Source organism: Niallia sp. 03133, assembly GCF_052663225.1.
In genome coordinates this window covers 297,418-312,463 of the sequence record NZ_JBQTCY010000004.1, presented here as the reverse complement: position 1 = coordinate 312,463, position 15,046 = coordinate 297,418, and the positions used below count along the sequence as shown (strand labels likewise).

Genomic DNA, 15,046 nt, shown 5'->3' with positions numbered 1-15,046 from the left:
TGATAATCTAATAAAAGAAAATGAATAATATAAAGCATTTTATCAAAGCTATAAAAGTAAATATGTGTGATCCTAAAAAGACGATAATGCTAGTATTTGTTATATTAACGGTTTTATACACGTATACAGCCAAATTTATCAACCTTTTAGGTATTAAGGAAGAAATTCTTTGAAAATAAACGAAGAGTTTATTTTCTACTGATTATAAATATCATAATATGATGGATGTGAAGTAAATCATGGAAGGTAAAGAGCAGTTAGATCATGCTCGAGAAAGAGTTATTGATGCGATTGCCCAGAATATTAATTTATATGGAGTAACAGATTCGATTGGAAGGTTATACGGGATGTTGCTTTTTCAAGAAAACCCAATGACATTAGATGAAATGAAAGAAGAATTGGGAATGAGCAAAACGAGCATGAGTACATCTGTTCGAACATTATTAGACTTAAAAATGGTTGATAAAGTTTGGAAAAAAGGTGTTCGAAAAGATTTATATAAAGCAGAAGATGATTGGTATCAATCTTTCATTGATTTTTTCACCATAAAATGGCGAGCGGGTGTTTCCATGAATGTATATGCAATGGAAAAATCATTATCAGAATTAGAAAAGTTAATCCAACAAGAGAATGTCGAAGAGGAAATCAAGCTGTCAGCCAAAAAGGATATAGAAAAAATACATCATGCACTTGATTATTATAATTGGTTAAATCGTTTTGTAGATAGTTTGGATTCTCATAAAATATTTAATTTTATCCCAAAGACAAAAGATAAATAAGTTTGAACTTACATCTTTTTTTACTTATGGAAAAGCAGTTAATCAGCTTGTAAAGATGGAAATAATACAATTCACAAAACGCTCGGCATTTGGCCCCTTTATAAGGGGTCTTTTTGTGCACTTCAAAATAAGAAGTTTAGGCATACTTATCTTCTTCTAGTGAAAAAACCTAAAAAATGTGCTTTTGACTATCGCACATTTTGGGATATTTGAATAGGATATACAGAATTAAAAAAAGGAGGTAGTTATTCATGGGTGAAGTTGGTTACGGCGGAGGTTTCGCTCTTTTAGTAGTATTATTTATTCTTTTGGTGATCATTGGTGCTTCTTGGGGCTACGGCGGATTTTATTAATTAGAAAAGTTCATTATTCATTATAAAAAAAGGAGGAATAACGTATGTACGGATACGGATCTGGCTGTGGATATCCTAGCTATGGATACGGTTACGGTTGTTGTGGTTACGGCGGAGGTTTTGCTTTAATCGTTGTATTATTTATTCTTTTAATCATTGTTGGTGCAGCTTGTTTTAAATGGTAAGAAAAAAGCACATGAATAGGATGAGCTTTGTCGGTTAAAATGGTTGAAATGAATGTTCAAATGGAAATTGTTAATGTGTCTAAAAAAGAAGAAGTGGACTGAATTCATCTTTTCAGTCTGCTTCTTCTTTTTGCTTGCTCCATGTTTGATTTATTAAATGGAAAAAAATGTTCTAGTGTTATGAAGAAGTTGTGTATAGACTATATCCACTGTCACTTTTTTTAAATTGGCAATTTCTTTTATTGTATGATGAATCATGCTCGGCATGGTTTCCATTTGTTGAAATGGGCCTTCAAACGGCCATGGACCATCTGTTTCAGCCATCATACGGTCAAGAGGATATTTATAGATAAGATTTCGGATTTCCTCTTCATAAAGTACATCTGGTGTAATAGAAACATAGCATTTGTTATTTATTAAATGCTCAATCGTGGAAGAATCACCTTTAAACCAATGGAATTGTGCATTCATATAATTATGTTTTTCTAATAAACGAAGGGCAATTGGTGCTTCATCATAGATGCTGTGCAGGACAACTGGCTTTGCATATTTTTTTGCCAATTGGATAAATTGTTCTAATAATTCTATATACGGTTCTAATGGAAAGAGAGATGGATTTTCTTTTCGGGCATAGTGGGGAAGCCCCACTTCTCCAATTGCTGTCATATTGTGTTGATGTTCGCTTATCCAATGAAATAATGATGTCAATTCATTATCCTCAGGAAGCAGCTGTTCAGGGTGAAAACCGTAAGCTGTATGAACAAAAGGGTACTTCTCTCGCAAACGATCGTTGATTATACAGGATTTTTTATTCATGGATACAGTAAGGACAGCTTCGAGGGAAGTATCATTCTGCATTTTTTCAATACTGCTCTGTTCATATTGATCAAGGTGGATATGGGCATCTATTATTTTTTTCATTTCATAGTGCCCTCCTGGTTTTGCAATAAGAAATATATCTTCTTTTTCCATTCAAGGAATGATGGTTCAAGCCATAAATTCTCTTCCCTTGGTCTGTTAAAGGGTACTGTAATCTCGGTTAAAATATGTGCAGGACGGTTGGATAAAATAAAAATTCGATCGGATAAGAATAGTGCTTCATCAATATTATGTGTAATAAATAAAACTGTCCGTTTATGCTCTTCCCAAATAGATAGCAGCCATTTTTGCATTTCTAATCGTGTAAATTCGTCCAATGCTCCAAAGGGTTCATCTAAGCATAATAGATTTTCAGCGCTTAAAAGTGCTCGGATAAAAGATACACGCTGTTTCATTCCACCAGATAATACATTTGGATAGGCTTTTTCAAAGGCGCCGAGGCCTGCCTTCCTAAGCATGTTTTTTGCTTTTTGTATATCTTTTTTGCCTTTTAACTCTTGTGCTAAAATAACATTTTCTAATACGGTCCTCCAAGGGAATAAGGATGCCGATTGTGGCATATAGCTGATGTATCCTTTTTTTCCAGTAATGTTTTCTGTTTTTAATTGTATTTCTCCTGAATCTGGTGTCATAATCCCGCCAATTAAATGAAAGAGCGTGCTTTTTCCACTTCCTGACGGTCCTAGAATAGAGACAAACTCACCTTCTTGAATGGACATATTTATTGAGTGTAAAACAGCATTTTCTTCAAAAGACATCGAGATATTTTTGATTTCAAGAAAAGTCATTTTCCTGCCTCCTTTCGAGTTCCTTTAATACAGCATTTTTCCAACAGCCGAATAATAAGGAAAAAGAGCATGCTTAATAGCATAATGGCAAATATGGCTACAAATACTCGGTCAGTCCGAAAGGAAGAAGAAGCTAGTTTCATATATACACCTACCCCTTGTTTTGTACCAAGCCATTCCGAAATTACTGCACCCATTACACTGTATGTTGCGGAAATTTTCAGCCCTGAAAAAATGGAAGGCAGTGCATATGGCCATTCTAATTTCCAAAAAAGCTGGCGTCTATTGCTTCCTGACATTATCATGTAGTGTTTTAATTCATTGGAAGTTTGGCGAAATCCATCAAGGCAGGCAATCGTAATGGGAAAAAAGCAGATTAGTATGATAATGATTAATTTCGGCAAAATGCCAAATCCAAACCAAATTATGAGCAATGGAGCTAATACAATGGTAGGGATATTTTGCGATAAGATGAGCAATGGATAAAAAGATTTGCGCAAAAAAGGAATCCGATGTAAAGCGATTGCCATGCCTAAACCACAAATGGTTGCAATAATAAAACCAAACAATGCTAATTGAGTGGTGGAAAGTAAATGAATAGAAAATGAATTCCAGCTTTGGAACATTTCTTTTAAAATATTTAGTGGGGAAGGAAGAATCCAAGCTTCTATGAGAAAAATATGTACAGCTGCTTCCCAGACAATAAATAAAAGAAGGAGAACCAAAATCGGTCTCCAGCTGTTATTGAACAGTTTTTTCATTATTTATATTTCCCTGTTAGATCTTCCATTGCAATTCCAGTTGGCTGATACAGTACTTTGATTTGAGTGATGACATTGCTGCTGCCGATTTCAATCATTTTTTTATTCATATTGCTGATAATGGAAAACAACTCATCCATATCTCCTTCAATCGTTGTTTCCAAAGGATGAACCTCATATTTAACGCCAGACTCTTGAATTACCTTAATCGCTTCATCTACATATGGGATAACATCTTCTCCATTTTTTGTTTTTGGGATAATTTGAATACTTATTAATGAATTAGCCATCGTTTCTCCTCCTTAATTATTTTGGTAGAAAATCATTTGTAAAGGCAGTCTTAGCATTCAGCTTTTTATCTAACAATTTATTATCATACATCCAATTAGCATAATTTTCCCAAACAGATAACTTTTGTTCTCCCCAGCGAGGAGCATCATCTTGATATTTGGAAGCCAGCCATTCTTGGCTTTTTTTCACTAAGTTTTTATCTAGATCCGGAGCAGCTTTTAATAGAATATTTGCAGCTTCATCAGGATTTTTTATGGAATATTGATATCCTTCAGAAGCTGCTTTTACAAAGGCTTTCACTGTATCCGGATCAGAATTTATCATTTTTTCGTTCGTAGAAAGAACAGGTGTGTAATAATCTAATTTATCGCTGTAGTCCGTTAAGTAAATCATATTTAATTTTTCACCGCGAAGTTCTGCTTCCATGCCTGTCCATCCATAATAAATCCAAGCAAAATCAATATTTTTTTTCACGGCTGTAAAAAAGTCCGTGTCTCCTATATTAACTATATCAACATCGTTTACATTGGCATTTTCTTGCTTCATTAAAGAGGATAATACAGATTTTTCTACCTCTGAACCCCATCCGCCATAAGTTTTACCAGCAAAATCTTTTGGACTTTTAATATTTTTTTCCATTGGTGAAGCAAAACCAGATGTATTATGTTGAATAATAGCTGCAATGGATACTATAGGAACATCTTGCATTCTTGCTTGTGTTATTCCTTCTTGGTAGCTTACTCCAAAATCAGCTTTTCCAGAAGCTACTAATGTATCAGCTCCTGCATCACCTGGTGTGATAATATCAACATCTAATCCTTCTTTTTTAAAATAGCCTTTTTCCTTTGCTACATATAATCCAGTATGGTTTGTGTTAGGTGTCCAGTCTAAAACAACAGTTACCTTTTTTAAGCTTTTTTCTGCATTATCTTTTTTAGAATCAGATGAATTGCTGCAGCCTGCCAGCAGAAGAAGTACAGCTATTAAGAATAGTAGTTTTTTCATTTATGTTACCTCCGTTTATTTTGGAAAAGAAAAAGAATCGAAATCAGTCTATCGTCAAATGTATTCTATTGTATATTTCTGCTTTTATTTTGTTTGCAAATAGAACAAAGTGTTATGGTAGGAAGCAGCTTTCACACAAACAATAAAACATCAAAATAAGCGTTCAAGTTTAAGAACCTGAACGCTTTAAAAACATTAGTATGTAAAAATAGGCGTTTCCTACGCTGGTATAAACCAGATCAGGTTCAAAGGGTTTCTAATCTTATGGATCGTTCTCAACCAGCAACACTGGTTCCCCCACTATAATCTTTCTTATTCATTTCCTATTACATTATAACAGAAAGTAGATCGAATACTATTATTTTAAGGGAATTTCAGTCTGTTTCCAAAGCACGCTTTTCAAATGGAAGATAGGCTTAATAATTCATTATTTCTCTTCTGGTCATGTATTGATAAAATAAAGGAAAGCAATAAGAAGAAGGAGGGAATTGCTGTGATAATCGATTTAATAAAAAATGCAAACCATTTAGTAGTTTTTACAGGTGCTGGGATGTCAACGGAAAGCGGGCTGCCAGATTTTCGATCTGCAAATAGTGGGTTATGGACAAAAGAAAAGAAAGCATATTTATCCAGTACCGAGGCGTTAAATACTCATGTACAGGAATTTGTTGCATTTTATCGAGAAAGAGTATTGGGAATTCAGCAGTTCAAACCTCACAAAGGGCATTATATTTTAGCCAATTGGGAGAAAAAAGGACGATTAAAGCGTATTATCACTCAAAATGTAGATGGATTTCACGAGGCAGCAGGCAATAAAAAGGTGGATGAATTACATGGGACATTACAAAAGCTACATTGTGAAGCATGTGGTGAAGTCTTTTCGAGCGAAAAATATTTGGATCAAGAATACAAATGCAAATGCGGAGGTATATTACGGCCTTCGATTGTACTGTTTGGAGAGATGCTTCCCGAAAAGCCTTTTCTTCAAGCAGAAGAAGCTGCCATCCAATCAGATGTATTTATAGTATTAGGTTCTTCTTTAACTGTTTCTCCAGCAAATCAGTTTCCTCTAATTGCAAAACAAACAGGTGCTAAATTAGTAATCGTGAATGGAGAAAAGACGGATTTTGATAAAATTGCAGATATAGTCATTCATAGACAAATCGGAGAAGTATTAGAAGAATGGGATAAAGCAATCGGATTAGGTACAGATATTGGGTGAAGATAATATTATAGAAGAAACTTGGATAATAGCAGTTAGGTTTCTTTCATTTGCCGCAAAACGACCGCATTCGCTTTTGTATTTGCATTTAGGATTGCAAACTTTTTCGTATCAGGCTAATATTAGGGAATGGACTTAAAATGAAAGCGTAAAAAGAGAGGAAAGTAGCATGTCTAACAATTTTAAAGAAAGTGTACTATCTCGTCGCACATTTGCGATAATTTCCCATCCTGATGCAGGGAAAACTACATTAACGGAAAAATTATTATTATTCGGCGGGGCAATTCGCGATGCTGGAACTGTAAAAGGGAAAAAAACAGGTAAATATGCAACAAGTGATTGGATGGAAATTGAAAAGCAAAGAGGAATTTCCGTTACTTCCAGTGTGATGCAATTTGATTATAAAAACGCAAGAGTAAATATATTAGATACACCTGGGCATCAGGATTTTAGTGAAGATACGTATCGGACATTAACTGCAGTCGACAGTGCAGTTATGATTATTGATTCTGCAAAAGGGATTGAAGCACAAACATTAAAGTTATTTAAAGTGTGCCGCATGAGAGGAATTCCTATTTTTACTTTTATTAATAAGTTGGATCGTCAAGGGAAGTCCCCATTAGAATTATTGGCAGAATTGGAAGAAGTAATGGGAATTGAGTCATATCCAATGAATTGGCCAATTGGAATGGGGAAAGAATTTTTAGGGATTTATGATCGATATTATAATCGAATTGAACAATTTCGTGTGGAGGTTGGCGAAAAATATATTTCGTTAAATGCAGATGGAGAAATAGATGGGGATCATCCAATAAAAAGAGATTCTTTATATGACCAAACATTGGAAGAGATTATGCTTCTGAATGAAGCAGGCAATGAGTTTTCAGCAGAGAAAATTAATAACGGTGACTTGACTCCTGTTTTCTTCGGAAGTGCTCTGAGCAATTTTGGTGTGCAGACATTCTTAGAAACGTATTTAAATTTTGCACCTACGCCACAAGCGAGAAACTCTACTTCTGGAAAAATTGATCCACTTTCAGAAGAATTTTCTGGATTCATCTTTAAAATTCAAGCAAATATGAATCCTGCTCATCGAGATAGAATCGCCTTTTTACGAATATGTTCTGGCAAATTTGAACGAGGAATGTCTGTTCAATTATCAAGAACAGGAAAGCAAATTAAACTAGCGCAATCCACCCAATTTATGGCAGATGACCGAAGTACGGTGAATGAGGCGGTAAGCGGTGATATTATTGGGTTGTATGATCCTGGTTTTTATCAAATAGGAGATACGCTAACCTCGAGCAAGACTTCGTATCAATATGATAAACTACCGCAGTTTACGCCTGAACTTTTTGTAAGAGTAACAGCGAAGAACGTATTGAAACAAAAGCATTTCCATAAAGGAATTCAACAGCTTGTACAAGAAGGAGCAATCCAGTTTTATAAAACGGTTAAAACAGAAGACTACCTTTTAGGTGCTGTTGGGCAGTTGCAATTTGAAGTGTTTGAGCATCGAATGAAGAATGAATATAATGTAGATGTTCTGATGGAGAATGTAGGTTCAAAAATTGCCCGTTGGACTGTGGAGGAAGAAGTAAATGAGAATTTGTCGAGCGGAAGAAGTCTATTAGTTGAAGATCGTTATGGGAAAAAAGCCTTTCTTTTTGAAAATGATTTTGCACTAAGATGGTTTCAAGATAAAAACCCAGAAGTAAAATTATATAATCCAATGGATGCTGAAACGGAATAACCGTTATTAAAATCAGAACGCAATGGACATCTGTTGTAAAAAGAGTTTCCTGGTAGTCAGCTAAACTGACTTGCAGGAAACTCTTTTTTTGGAGGTTGAAAAACAGCAGAGTTGAATTTCCTAATAGGAATCCGATGTTAAGCGCCATATAATAATCAATTCCAAAAAAATAAAAAAAGTATCTAAAAATTATTATTTTAAAAACATGATGATATTACTGCGGTATTTACGAATTAACATATTCTTCAAAAAAATAGGTAAATAAAGGATGTATAAAAAAGAAAAATTGTATGTTCTTGTAGGTTTCAATAAGTGAAGTGTAGGTTTTTATCACTTTAAGTCCAATAATATTCTATTTGAATAATATAAAAAGTAGTCACAATAGTTTTTCTTGCGAGACTATTATAAGTATTCGAAAAAAACATTTGTATTTATCTGAAAAATCGGTATAATAAAAATCAAGTTGTTACAAAAGACGACAAACGGTGTTAGAATTTGTAACAATGACTGGAATTTTAAATGGCATTTCCAATTTATGAAATTTTGATTAGAGAAAAAAGAAGAGATTTTATAATGGAAATGTATATTTAATTAAAATGTGTAGGGGGAATTAGTTCATGAAAAAGAGTTTATCCTTATTATTCAGCGTAATGCTTGTATTAGTGCTAGCATTGACCGGTTGCTCAAGCAAAAGTTCAAGTGATGGCAAAAATAATGGCGCCAAATCATCAGCAAAAAGCATGTTGGAAACTGTAAAACAAAGGGGAACATTAAAAGCAGGTGTAAATGATGCACTTCCTGGATTTGGATACATAGGCTCTGATGGAAAAAATACTGGATTTGATGTTGATATTGCAAGAGCAATTGCTGCAGGTGTACTGGGTGATGCTAATAAAATAGAATTCCGTCCTTTATCTGCAACTGAACGCTTTACAGCTGTTCAATCTAAAGAAGTCGATGTTTTAGTCCGCAATACTACATGGACTACAAACCGCGATGCAGAAGTGGGTTTAAGCTTCGCACCGGTAACATTCTATGATGGACAAGGTATTATGGTGCCAAAAGACAGCGGCATTAAAACATTAAAAGATCTTGAAGGCAAAACTATTGGGGTAGAAACTGGAACAACAACGGAATTGAACCTTGCAGACCAAATGAAAGCAGCAGGAGTTAATTATAAAGCACAAACATTTGACAATGCGGATGCTGTTATTGCTGCATATGAATCTGGTAGCATTGATGCGTGGACAACAGATAAATCTGGTTTAGTGTCTCGTCAATCAACATTAAAAAATCCTGATTCACATGTTATTTTAGATGCTACATTATCGAAAGAACCTTTGGCAGCTGCAGTATTAGATAATGATGAAAAGTGGAAAGATGCAGTAAGCTGGATTGTTTATGCTCTAATTCAAGCAGAAGAATTTGGCATTACTTCCAAAAATGTAGATGAATTCAAAAATAGTGACAACCCTGAGATTCAACGTTTATTAGGCGAAAAAGACAATAATCTTGGAGAGCAGCTTGGATTATCGAATGATTTCGCATATCAAGTAATCAAACAAGTCGGCAACTATGGAGAAATTTATGAACGCAATCTAGGTCCGGATACTCCATTTAAATTAAAACGTGGACAAAATGCACTTTACAAAGATGGCGGATTATTATATTCCATCCCATTCCGTTAAAAATAAAAATTTAATTTAAAGGCCAGAAAGACCTGCTAACAAATGCTTTTTATTAGCAGGTCTATTTTTAAAAATAGACAATATACAGGCAGCATGATTTGAAGGTTGTTGCTGGGATTTTAGCATGAACAAAGGTTTTGCAAGCACCGCTGATACTGCAGTAGTGGGAGCAGGTGCAACTTTTACTAGGAAGGGTGATGATAAAGTGAATAAACAAACAACATCCACTCCTTTATGGAGAAACAAAAAAGCTGTACCAATTATTCTGCAATTAATATTTGTAATCATAGTGGGATTTGCACTTTATTTTATGATAAACAATGTTTTATTTGGATTAGAGCAGATTGGGTTGACATTAGGGTTGGATTATTTAAATTTAAAAGCGTCTTTTCCGATTGCTGAAAGTTTAATCTCTTATACTCCTGACGATCCTTATATCCGGGCATTGCTTGTTGGACTGTTAAATACATTTAAAATATCTGTTTTTGGTATTATTATTGCTACTTTATTAGGCGTTTTTATTGGAATCGGCCGGCTTTCCAACAACTGGCTTATCCAAAAATTGTCCACTGTATATGTAGAGGTTTTTAGAAATACTCCTTTGCTAGTCCAAATTTTCATCTGGAATTTTGCTGTATTTTTACCAATGCCTAAGATTCAAGAAGCTCTTGCAATCGGTCCTTTTTATTTCTCAAACAGAGGAGCAGCGATCCCTTGGTTTACTACATACTCTAATACTTTATTATGGTTTATTATTCTATTCCTATTAATAGTGCTTGCTGTTTTCTTGTTTAAGAAACTAATGAACATGGAAATAAACACAGGGAAAAAAATGCATCCATTTTTATATAGTATTGGTTCATTTATAGCAGGTTGTATTATTGTATTTTTTATTATTGGAAATGGCCCTCTTCATCTAACAGTTCCTAAATTGGAGAATGGAGCTTTTGTAGGAGGAACTTCTTTATCGATTGGATTCTTATCGGTATTAATTGCATTATCTGTTTATACTTCTACCTATATTGCTGAAATAGTCCGTGCTGGGATTATGGGGGTGCCAAAAGGACAAACAGAAGCAGCAAAAGCCCTTGGATTTAAAGGATCTACATCGTTGCGCTTAATTATTTTCCCACAGGCCATTCGTATTATTATCCCTCCGTTAACAAGTCAGTATTTAAATGTTATAAAAAACTCCAGTTTGGCGATGGCGGTTGCTTATCAAGATATTGTAGGGATAGGGAATACAGTGATAAATCAAACAGGACATACAATTGAAACGATTTTAATTATTATTGCAGTGTATTTATTGTTAAGTTTACTAACATCACTGTTTATGAATTTCTTTAATAAAAAATTCCAGTTGGTTGAAAGGTAGTGAGGCAAATTGGATAATATTCAACTTAACAACAGTGAGAACATAGCGAGAACTTCACCAAATAAAGAAATAAAAATGTCGCAGTGGTTAAAAAACAACTTATTTAAAGATTGGAAAAATGTGCTACTTACTATTGTTGCTCTTGTTTTTTCCGTGTATATAATTGCCAGGGTATCCAAATTTGTGTTTACAAGCGATTGGGGAGTTGTAGTAAATAATTTTCGGCTATTAATGGTAGGACAATTTCCAGTAGAGGAAATGTGGAGAGTCTGGACTGCGATTATTATTGCTTCTGTGCTGCTGGGGCTATCCTGGGGATTGTGGAGAGGAATAGTCGGCCATGTATCCATCACTATAGGGTCCGTGTTATTGATATTTGGAGTAATCCCATATACGGAAAGCAGTTCGAAAGTATATTTATTTGCAAGCGTAATCGCTATTGCCATCTTTTATTTCATCGGGAGAAAAGTGTCTGTATTAAAAATTCCTACATTGGTTTTGTGGCTTTTGTATATACCAATTTCACTTGGAATCTTAAATGGTTTTGGAGTGGTTGAGCCAGTCAATTCCAATGTATGGGGCGGTTTTTTATTAACACTAATATTAGCTTCCGTATCGATTATTTGCTCGTTCCCTATCGGATTATTGCTTGCTGTCGGAAGAAGAAGCAAACTGCCGATTATAAAGTACAGCTGTATAGTTTATATTGAGATTATTCGAGGAATGCCGCTTATTATGGTCTTGTTTATTGGACAATTATTATTGCCGATGTTTCTTGGCGGGGTTCAATTAGATAATGTGTTGAGAGCAATGATTGCATTCACTTTATTCAGTGCGGCATATTTAGCAGAAAATATCCGTGGAGGACTGCAGTCGATTCCGAGAGGGCAATTCGAAGCAGCCCAAGCATTAGGGCTAAATAATGTCAAGTTGATGGTTTTTGTTATATTGCCACAGGCATTAAAAGCAGTGATTCCAGCAATGGTTGGACAGTTTATCAGCATATTTAAAGATACTTCCCTTGTTGCAGTTATAGGATTAACAGATTTCTTAGGAATTGCAAAAAAAATAGCGGCAAATCCAGCGTATTTAGGGAAATATCTAGAGCTGTATATATTTGTAGCATTTTTCTTCTTTATTTTCTGTTATTTAATGTCCCATGTAAGTAAACATTTAGAAGCATCATTAGGTGTTGGAAAACGATAAAGGGAGGAATGAAAGAATGGAAAGTGTATTTTCAGTTGAAAAGTTGACAAAACCTCTTGAGGAACGAGAAGATATTATTGAAGTGACAAAATTAAATAAATGGTACGGAGAGCATCATGTCTTAAAAGATGTAGATCTAACAGTGAAACAAGGGGAAGTAATTGTTATTTTAGGACCATCTGGATCAGGAAAATCAACCTTTATCCGTACGATTAATGCGTTGGAAGAGTTTCAAAAAGGCGAAATCGTTGTCGATAATATTGCGTTAACTAATGATTTGAAAAATATTGAAGAAATTAGAAAAGAAACAGGAATGGTATTTCAATCCTTTAATTTATTCCCTCACATGACGATCTTAAAAAATATATCGTTGGCACCAATATGGGTAAGAAAATGGAAGAAATCAAAAGCTGAACAAATTGCAAAAGAACTGCTGGAAAGAGTTGGGATTCCAGAGCAGGCTAATAAATATCCAGGCCAATTATCCGGTGGGCAGCAGCAGCGTGTTGCCATTGCAAGAGCTTTGGCAATGCAGCCGAAAATTATGCTTTTTGATGAACCGACATCTGCACTAGATCCAGAAATGGTGAAAGAAGTATTAGATGTAATGAAAACTCTTGCTGAATCAGGCATGACCATGCTTGTTGTTACCCATGAAATGGGATTCGCCCGTCAAGTTGCTGATCGTATTATTTTATTTGATAAAGGGGAAATTGTTGAAATGGGAAAACCAGAAGATATTTTTGACAATCCACAGCATGAACGAACAAAAGCGTTTTTATCTCAGATTATTTAAAAAGAGCCGAGCAGGCTCTTTTTTTGATATCTGATTGGAGTCAGATAGAATCTCTTTTTTTTTTTCATATATACAATAAATAATTCCATAAAAATGGGAATAATAGAAGGTATAGAAAAGTAGATGGTGATACCAATGAAGGACCAAAGTAAGTTGGAGGCAATAATGTGGAGTATCGCACTGCCTGGATTTAGCCAGTTGTTAATGAAAAAATATTGGAAAGGAACATTATTCATTGCACTTGAAATTATTATTAATGTACAAAGTAATTTTAATGCTGCAATCATGCAAAGCTTTTTATGGGATATTGATGAAGCAATAAAAATAATCGACTTTGAATGGATAATGTTTTATCCGTGTTTATACTTTTTTGCGATGTGGGATGCATATAAAGCCGTGATGGATGAAAAGAATGAATATGCATTTTTACCGTTTGTCTTTTCTGCTTATTTTATTACGGTTGGCGTTATATACTCTACAAAATTAAGGGTATTTAATGTTTTGCTGGGACCAGTATTTTTACCCATGCTTTTTGTAATCCCAGGAATAATTAGCGGTCTTATTCTTAAAAATTGTTTGAGGTATTTAAGGAAAAGGGTCTGAAAATTTTTTTTTGGAATTAAGGTAGGGGATTTTATACATAAGTTGCAATAAAATGTTTCTTCTTTGAGAGAACTATCAAAATTTATTATTGGCATTTAGTGAAATTCTGTATATACTAAAATTAAATTAATTGTATACTTACTCAAAGGGGAGTAGCTTTTAGGGGAACCTAAAACAAAGTCGTCATTTCGTGGTTGCATAACCATCGGCTTTGTTGGCATATAAGTGCTTTGCAAGACCTTTGCCAGACGGCAAAGGTCTTTTTGTGCTTTTTTATTCATAGTAAACAAGAGCAAAAATTAAACCATTGCCGATTAGGAGGTATTCACAAAAATTTTAGGAGGCGATAGAAAAATGGATGCAGGGATGATTTTAGAATACGGATGGGTTCTATTAGTACTTATAGGATTAGAAGGAATTCTGGCTGCGGATAATGCGGTTGTAATGGCAGTAATGGTAAAGCATTTGCCTTCCGAGAAACAAAAAAAGGCATTATTTTATGGGTTGTTTGGTGCTTTTATTTTTCGATTTGCAACTTTATTTATGATTTCTATACTAGCTGAAGTTTGGCAAGTGCAAGCATTAGGAGCATTATATTTACTTTTTATTGCAATCCATAATCTTTTTGGGAAATTTGCACACAAAAATAAAAAAGAAAAAGAAAAGATCAGAAAGCAGTCTTCTTTTTGGATGACCGTTTTAAAGGTAGAACTCGCAGATATTGCATTTGCAATTGATTCCATGCTGGCTGCCGTTGCTTTAGCAATCACGTTAACACCAACAGGCTGGTTTACTGTTGGAGGAATTGATGGGGGGCAATTTGCAGTTATGCTATTAGGTGGAATTATAGGGTTAATCATTATGCGGTTTGCAGCTAATTGGTTCGTAAAGCTGCTGCATACAAGACCTTCATTAGAAACAGCTGCTTTTATGATTGTTGGATGGGTGGGGGTAAAACTTGCTATATTTACATTAGCTCATCCGGCAATTTCCGTATTGAATGAACATTTTCCAGAATCAAAAGGCTGGAAATTAACCTTTTGGATTGTTTTAATTGGTATCACAATAGGAGGATACTTCTTCTCCAACATACCAGGAAAAAGGGTAGAAGAGGCAAAATAATAAATTTAGTCCTTTTTAGAACTTAGTTGGATAAGTCCAAATAAAAAATAATAAAGGAAATTTGCCTAAATCATTTTTCTTTTAAACGAGATACCCATGCTAATCAAATTCGCACCATGGCACATGAAAAGAAGCAGTATCCCTATTTTTTAGCGCAGAGCAGCAGGCATACACAAAGACTCCTATGGGATTAGCGGGACAGCCGAGACCCCGCAGGAGCGCTAGCGACGAGGAGGCTCG

At 34.7% G+C, this 15,046-nt stretch carries 16 protein-coding genes and 2 riboswitches; of the genes, 11 read left to right on the top strand and 5 right to left on the bottom strand.

Translation table 11 applies throughout. From position 1 onward, the window contains the following. Positions 1-239 precede the first annotated feature (239 nt). The 3 genes from ACTYBU_RS07890 (at position 240) to ACTYBU_RS07880 (ending at position 1,317) form a co-directional block, all read left to right on the top strand. Positions 240-779: a GbsR/MarR family transcriptional regulator gene (locus ACTYBU_RS07890; RefSeq protein ID WP_445488642.1), complete on the top strand. Its 540-nt coding sequence runs from the start codon at positions 240-242 to the stop codon at positions 777-779. A 251-nt stretch (positions 780-1,030) separates the two neighbouring features. Continuing rightward, positions 1,031-1,132 (top strand): YjcZ family sporulation protein, encoded by a 102-nt coding sequence (locus ACTYBU_RS07885; RefSeq protein WP_445488640.1) that lies wholly within the window; start codon positions 1,031-1,033, stop codon positions 1,130-1,132. A gap of 44 nt (positions 1,133-1,176) precedes the next feature. Next, on the top strand, positions 1,177-1,317 hold the full coding sequence (locus tag ACTYBU_RS07880) for a YjcZ family sporulation protein (protein WP_445488639.1): 141 nt from the start codon (positions 1,177-1,179) through the stop codon (positions 1,315-1,317). A 153-nt stretch (positions 1,318-1,470) separates the two neighbouring features. Here the strand turns inward: ACTYBU_RS07880 and ACTYBU_RS07875 are convergent, their stop codons facing one another. From ACTYBU_RS07875 to ACTYBU_RS07855, 5 genes are read right to left on the bottom strand one after another with little or no spacing between them, the layout of a single operon-like run. Continuing rightward, positions 1,471-2,238 (bottom strand): TatD family hydrolase, encoded by a 768-nt coding sequence (locus ACTYBU_RS07875; protein ID WP_445488637.1) that lies wholly within the window; start codon positions 2,236-2,238, stop codon positions 1,471-1,473. Beyond that, positions 2,235-2,984 (bottom strand): ABC transporter ATP-binding protein, encoded by a 750-nt coding sequence (locus ACTYBU_RS07870; protein ID WP_445488635.1) that lies wholly within the window; start codon positions 2,982-2,984, stop codon positions 2,235-2,237. The genes ACTYBU_RS07875 and ACTYBU_RS07870 overlap by 4 nt, the downstream gene beginning before the upstream one ends. Further along, positions 2,981-3,745, bottom strand: coding sequence for an ABC transporter permease (locus ACTYBU_RS07865; RefSeq protein ID WP_445488633.1), 765 nt, complete (start codon positions 3,743-3,745; stop codon positions 2,981-2,983). The genes ACTYBU_RS07870 and ACTYBU_RS07865 overlap by 4 nt, the downstream gene beginning before the upstream one ends. Beyond that, a complete protein-coding gene (locus ACTYBU_RS07860; RefSeq protein WP_445488631.1) occupies positions 3,745-4,035 on the bottom strand; it encodes an MTH1187 family thiamine-binding protein in 291 nt (96 codons plus the stop codon). Before ACTYBU_RS07860 ends, ACTYBU_RS07865 begins: the two co-directional genes overlap by 1 nt. Before the next feature lie 16 nt (positions 4,036-4,051). Beyond that, positions 4,052-5,041: an ABC transporter substrate-binding protein gene (locus ACTYBU_RS07855; RefSeq protein ID WP_445488629.1), complete on the bottom strand. Its 990-nt coding sequence runs from the start codon at positions 5,039-5,041 to the stop codon at positions 4,052-4,054. A 199-nt stretch (positions 5,042-5,240) separates the two neighbouring features. Then, a riboswitch (TPP riboswitch) is annotated at positions 5,241-5,350 on the bottom strand. A 184-nt stretch (positions 5,351-5,534) separates the two neighbouring features. Here ACTYBU_RS07855 and ACTYBU_RS07850 point away from each other — a divergent pair. The 8 genes from ACTYBU_RS07850 to ACTYBU_RS07815 all read left to right on the top strand — a co-directional run bounded on the left by ACTYBU_RS07850 (position 5,535) and on the right by ACTYBU_RS07815 (position 14,806). Then, positions 5,535-6,263, top strand: coding sequence for an NAD-dependent protein deacylase (locus ACTYBU_RS07850; protein ID WP_445488627.1), 729 nt, complete (start codon positions 5,535-5,537; stop codon positions 6,261-6,263). A gap of 169 nt (positions 6,264-6,432) precedes the next feature. Continuing rightward, the gene (locus tag ACTYBU_RS07845; RefSeq protein ID WP_445488625.1) at positions 6,433-8,016 is read left to right on the top strand and encodes a peptide chain release factor 3; all 1,584 of its coding nucleotides are present in this window, start codon (positions 6,433-6,435) and stop codon (positions 8,014-8,016) included. A 617-nt stretch (positions 8,017-8,633) separates the two neighbouring features. Then, on the top strand, positions 8,634-9,704 hold the full coding sequence (locus ACTYBU_RS07840) for a transporter substrate-binding domain-containing protein (protein ID WP_445488623.1): 1,071 nt from the start codon (positions 8,634-8,636) through the stop codon (positions 9,702-9,704). A gap of 124 nt (positions 9,705-9,828) precedes the next feature. After that, entirely contained in the window at positions 9,829-11,079 is a 1,251-nt protein-coding gene (locus ACTYBU_RS07835) for an amino acid ABC transporter permease (RefSeq protein WP_445488621.1), read from the top strand. Positions 11,080-11,088: 9 nt separating this feature from the next. Beyond that, positions 11,089-12,285 carry an amino acid ABC transporter permease gene (locus tag ACTYBU_RS07830; RefSeq protein WP_445488619.1) on the top strand — a complete coding sequence of 399 codons (1,197 nt, stop codon included), beginning with the start codon at positions 11,089-11,091 and terminating at the stop codon, positions 12,283-12,285. 16 nt (positions 12,286-12,301) lie between these two features. Further along, complete coding sequence (locus ACTYBU_RS07825; RefSeq protein ID WP_445488617.1) at positions 12,302-13,081, top strand: amino acid ABC transporter ATP-binding protein; 780 nt, start codon at positions 12,302-12,304, stop codon at positions 13,079-13,081. Positions 13,082-13,204: 123 nt separating this feature from the next. Next, positions 13,205-13,684, top strand: coding sequence for a hypothetical protein (locus tag ACTYBU_RS07820; protein ID WP_445488615.1), 480 nt, complete (start codon positions 13,205-13,207; stop codon positions 13,682-13,684). 135 nt (positions 13,685-13,819) lie between these two features. Next, positions 13,820-13,955, top strand: a riboswitch (yybP-ykoY riboswitch). Between the two features lie 83 nt (positions 13,956-14,038). Further along, complete coding sequence (locus ACTYBU_RS07815) at positions 14,039-14,806, top strand: TerC family protein (RefSeq protein WP_445488613.1); 768 nt, start codon at positions 14,039-14,041, stop codon at positions 14,804-14,806. Positions 14,807-15,046 lie beyond the last annotated feature (240 nt).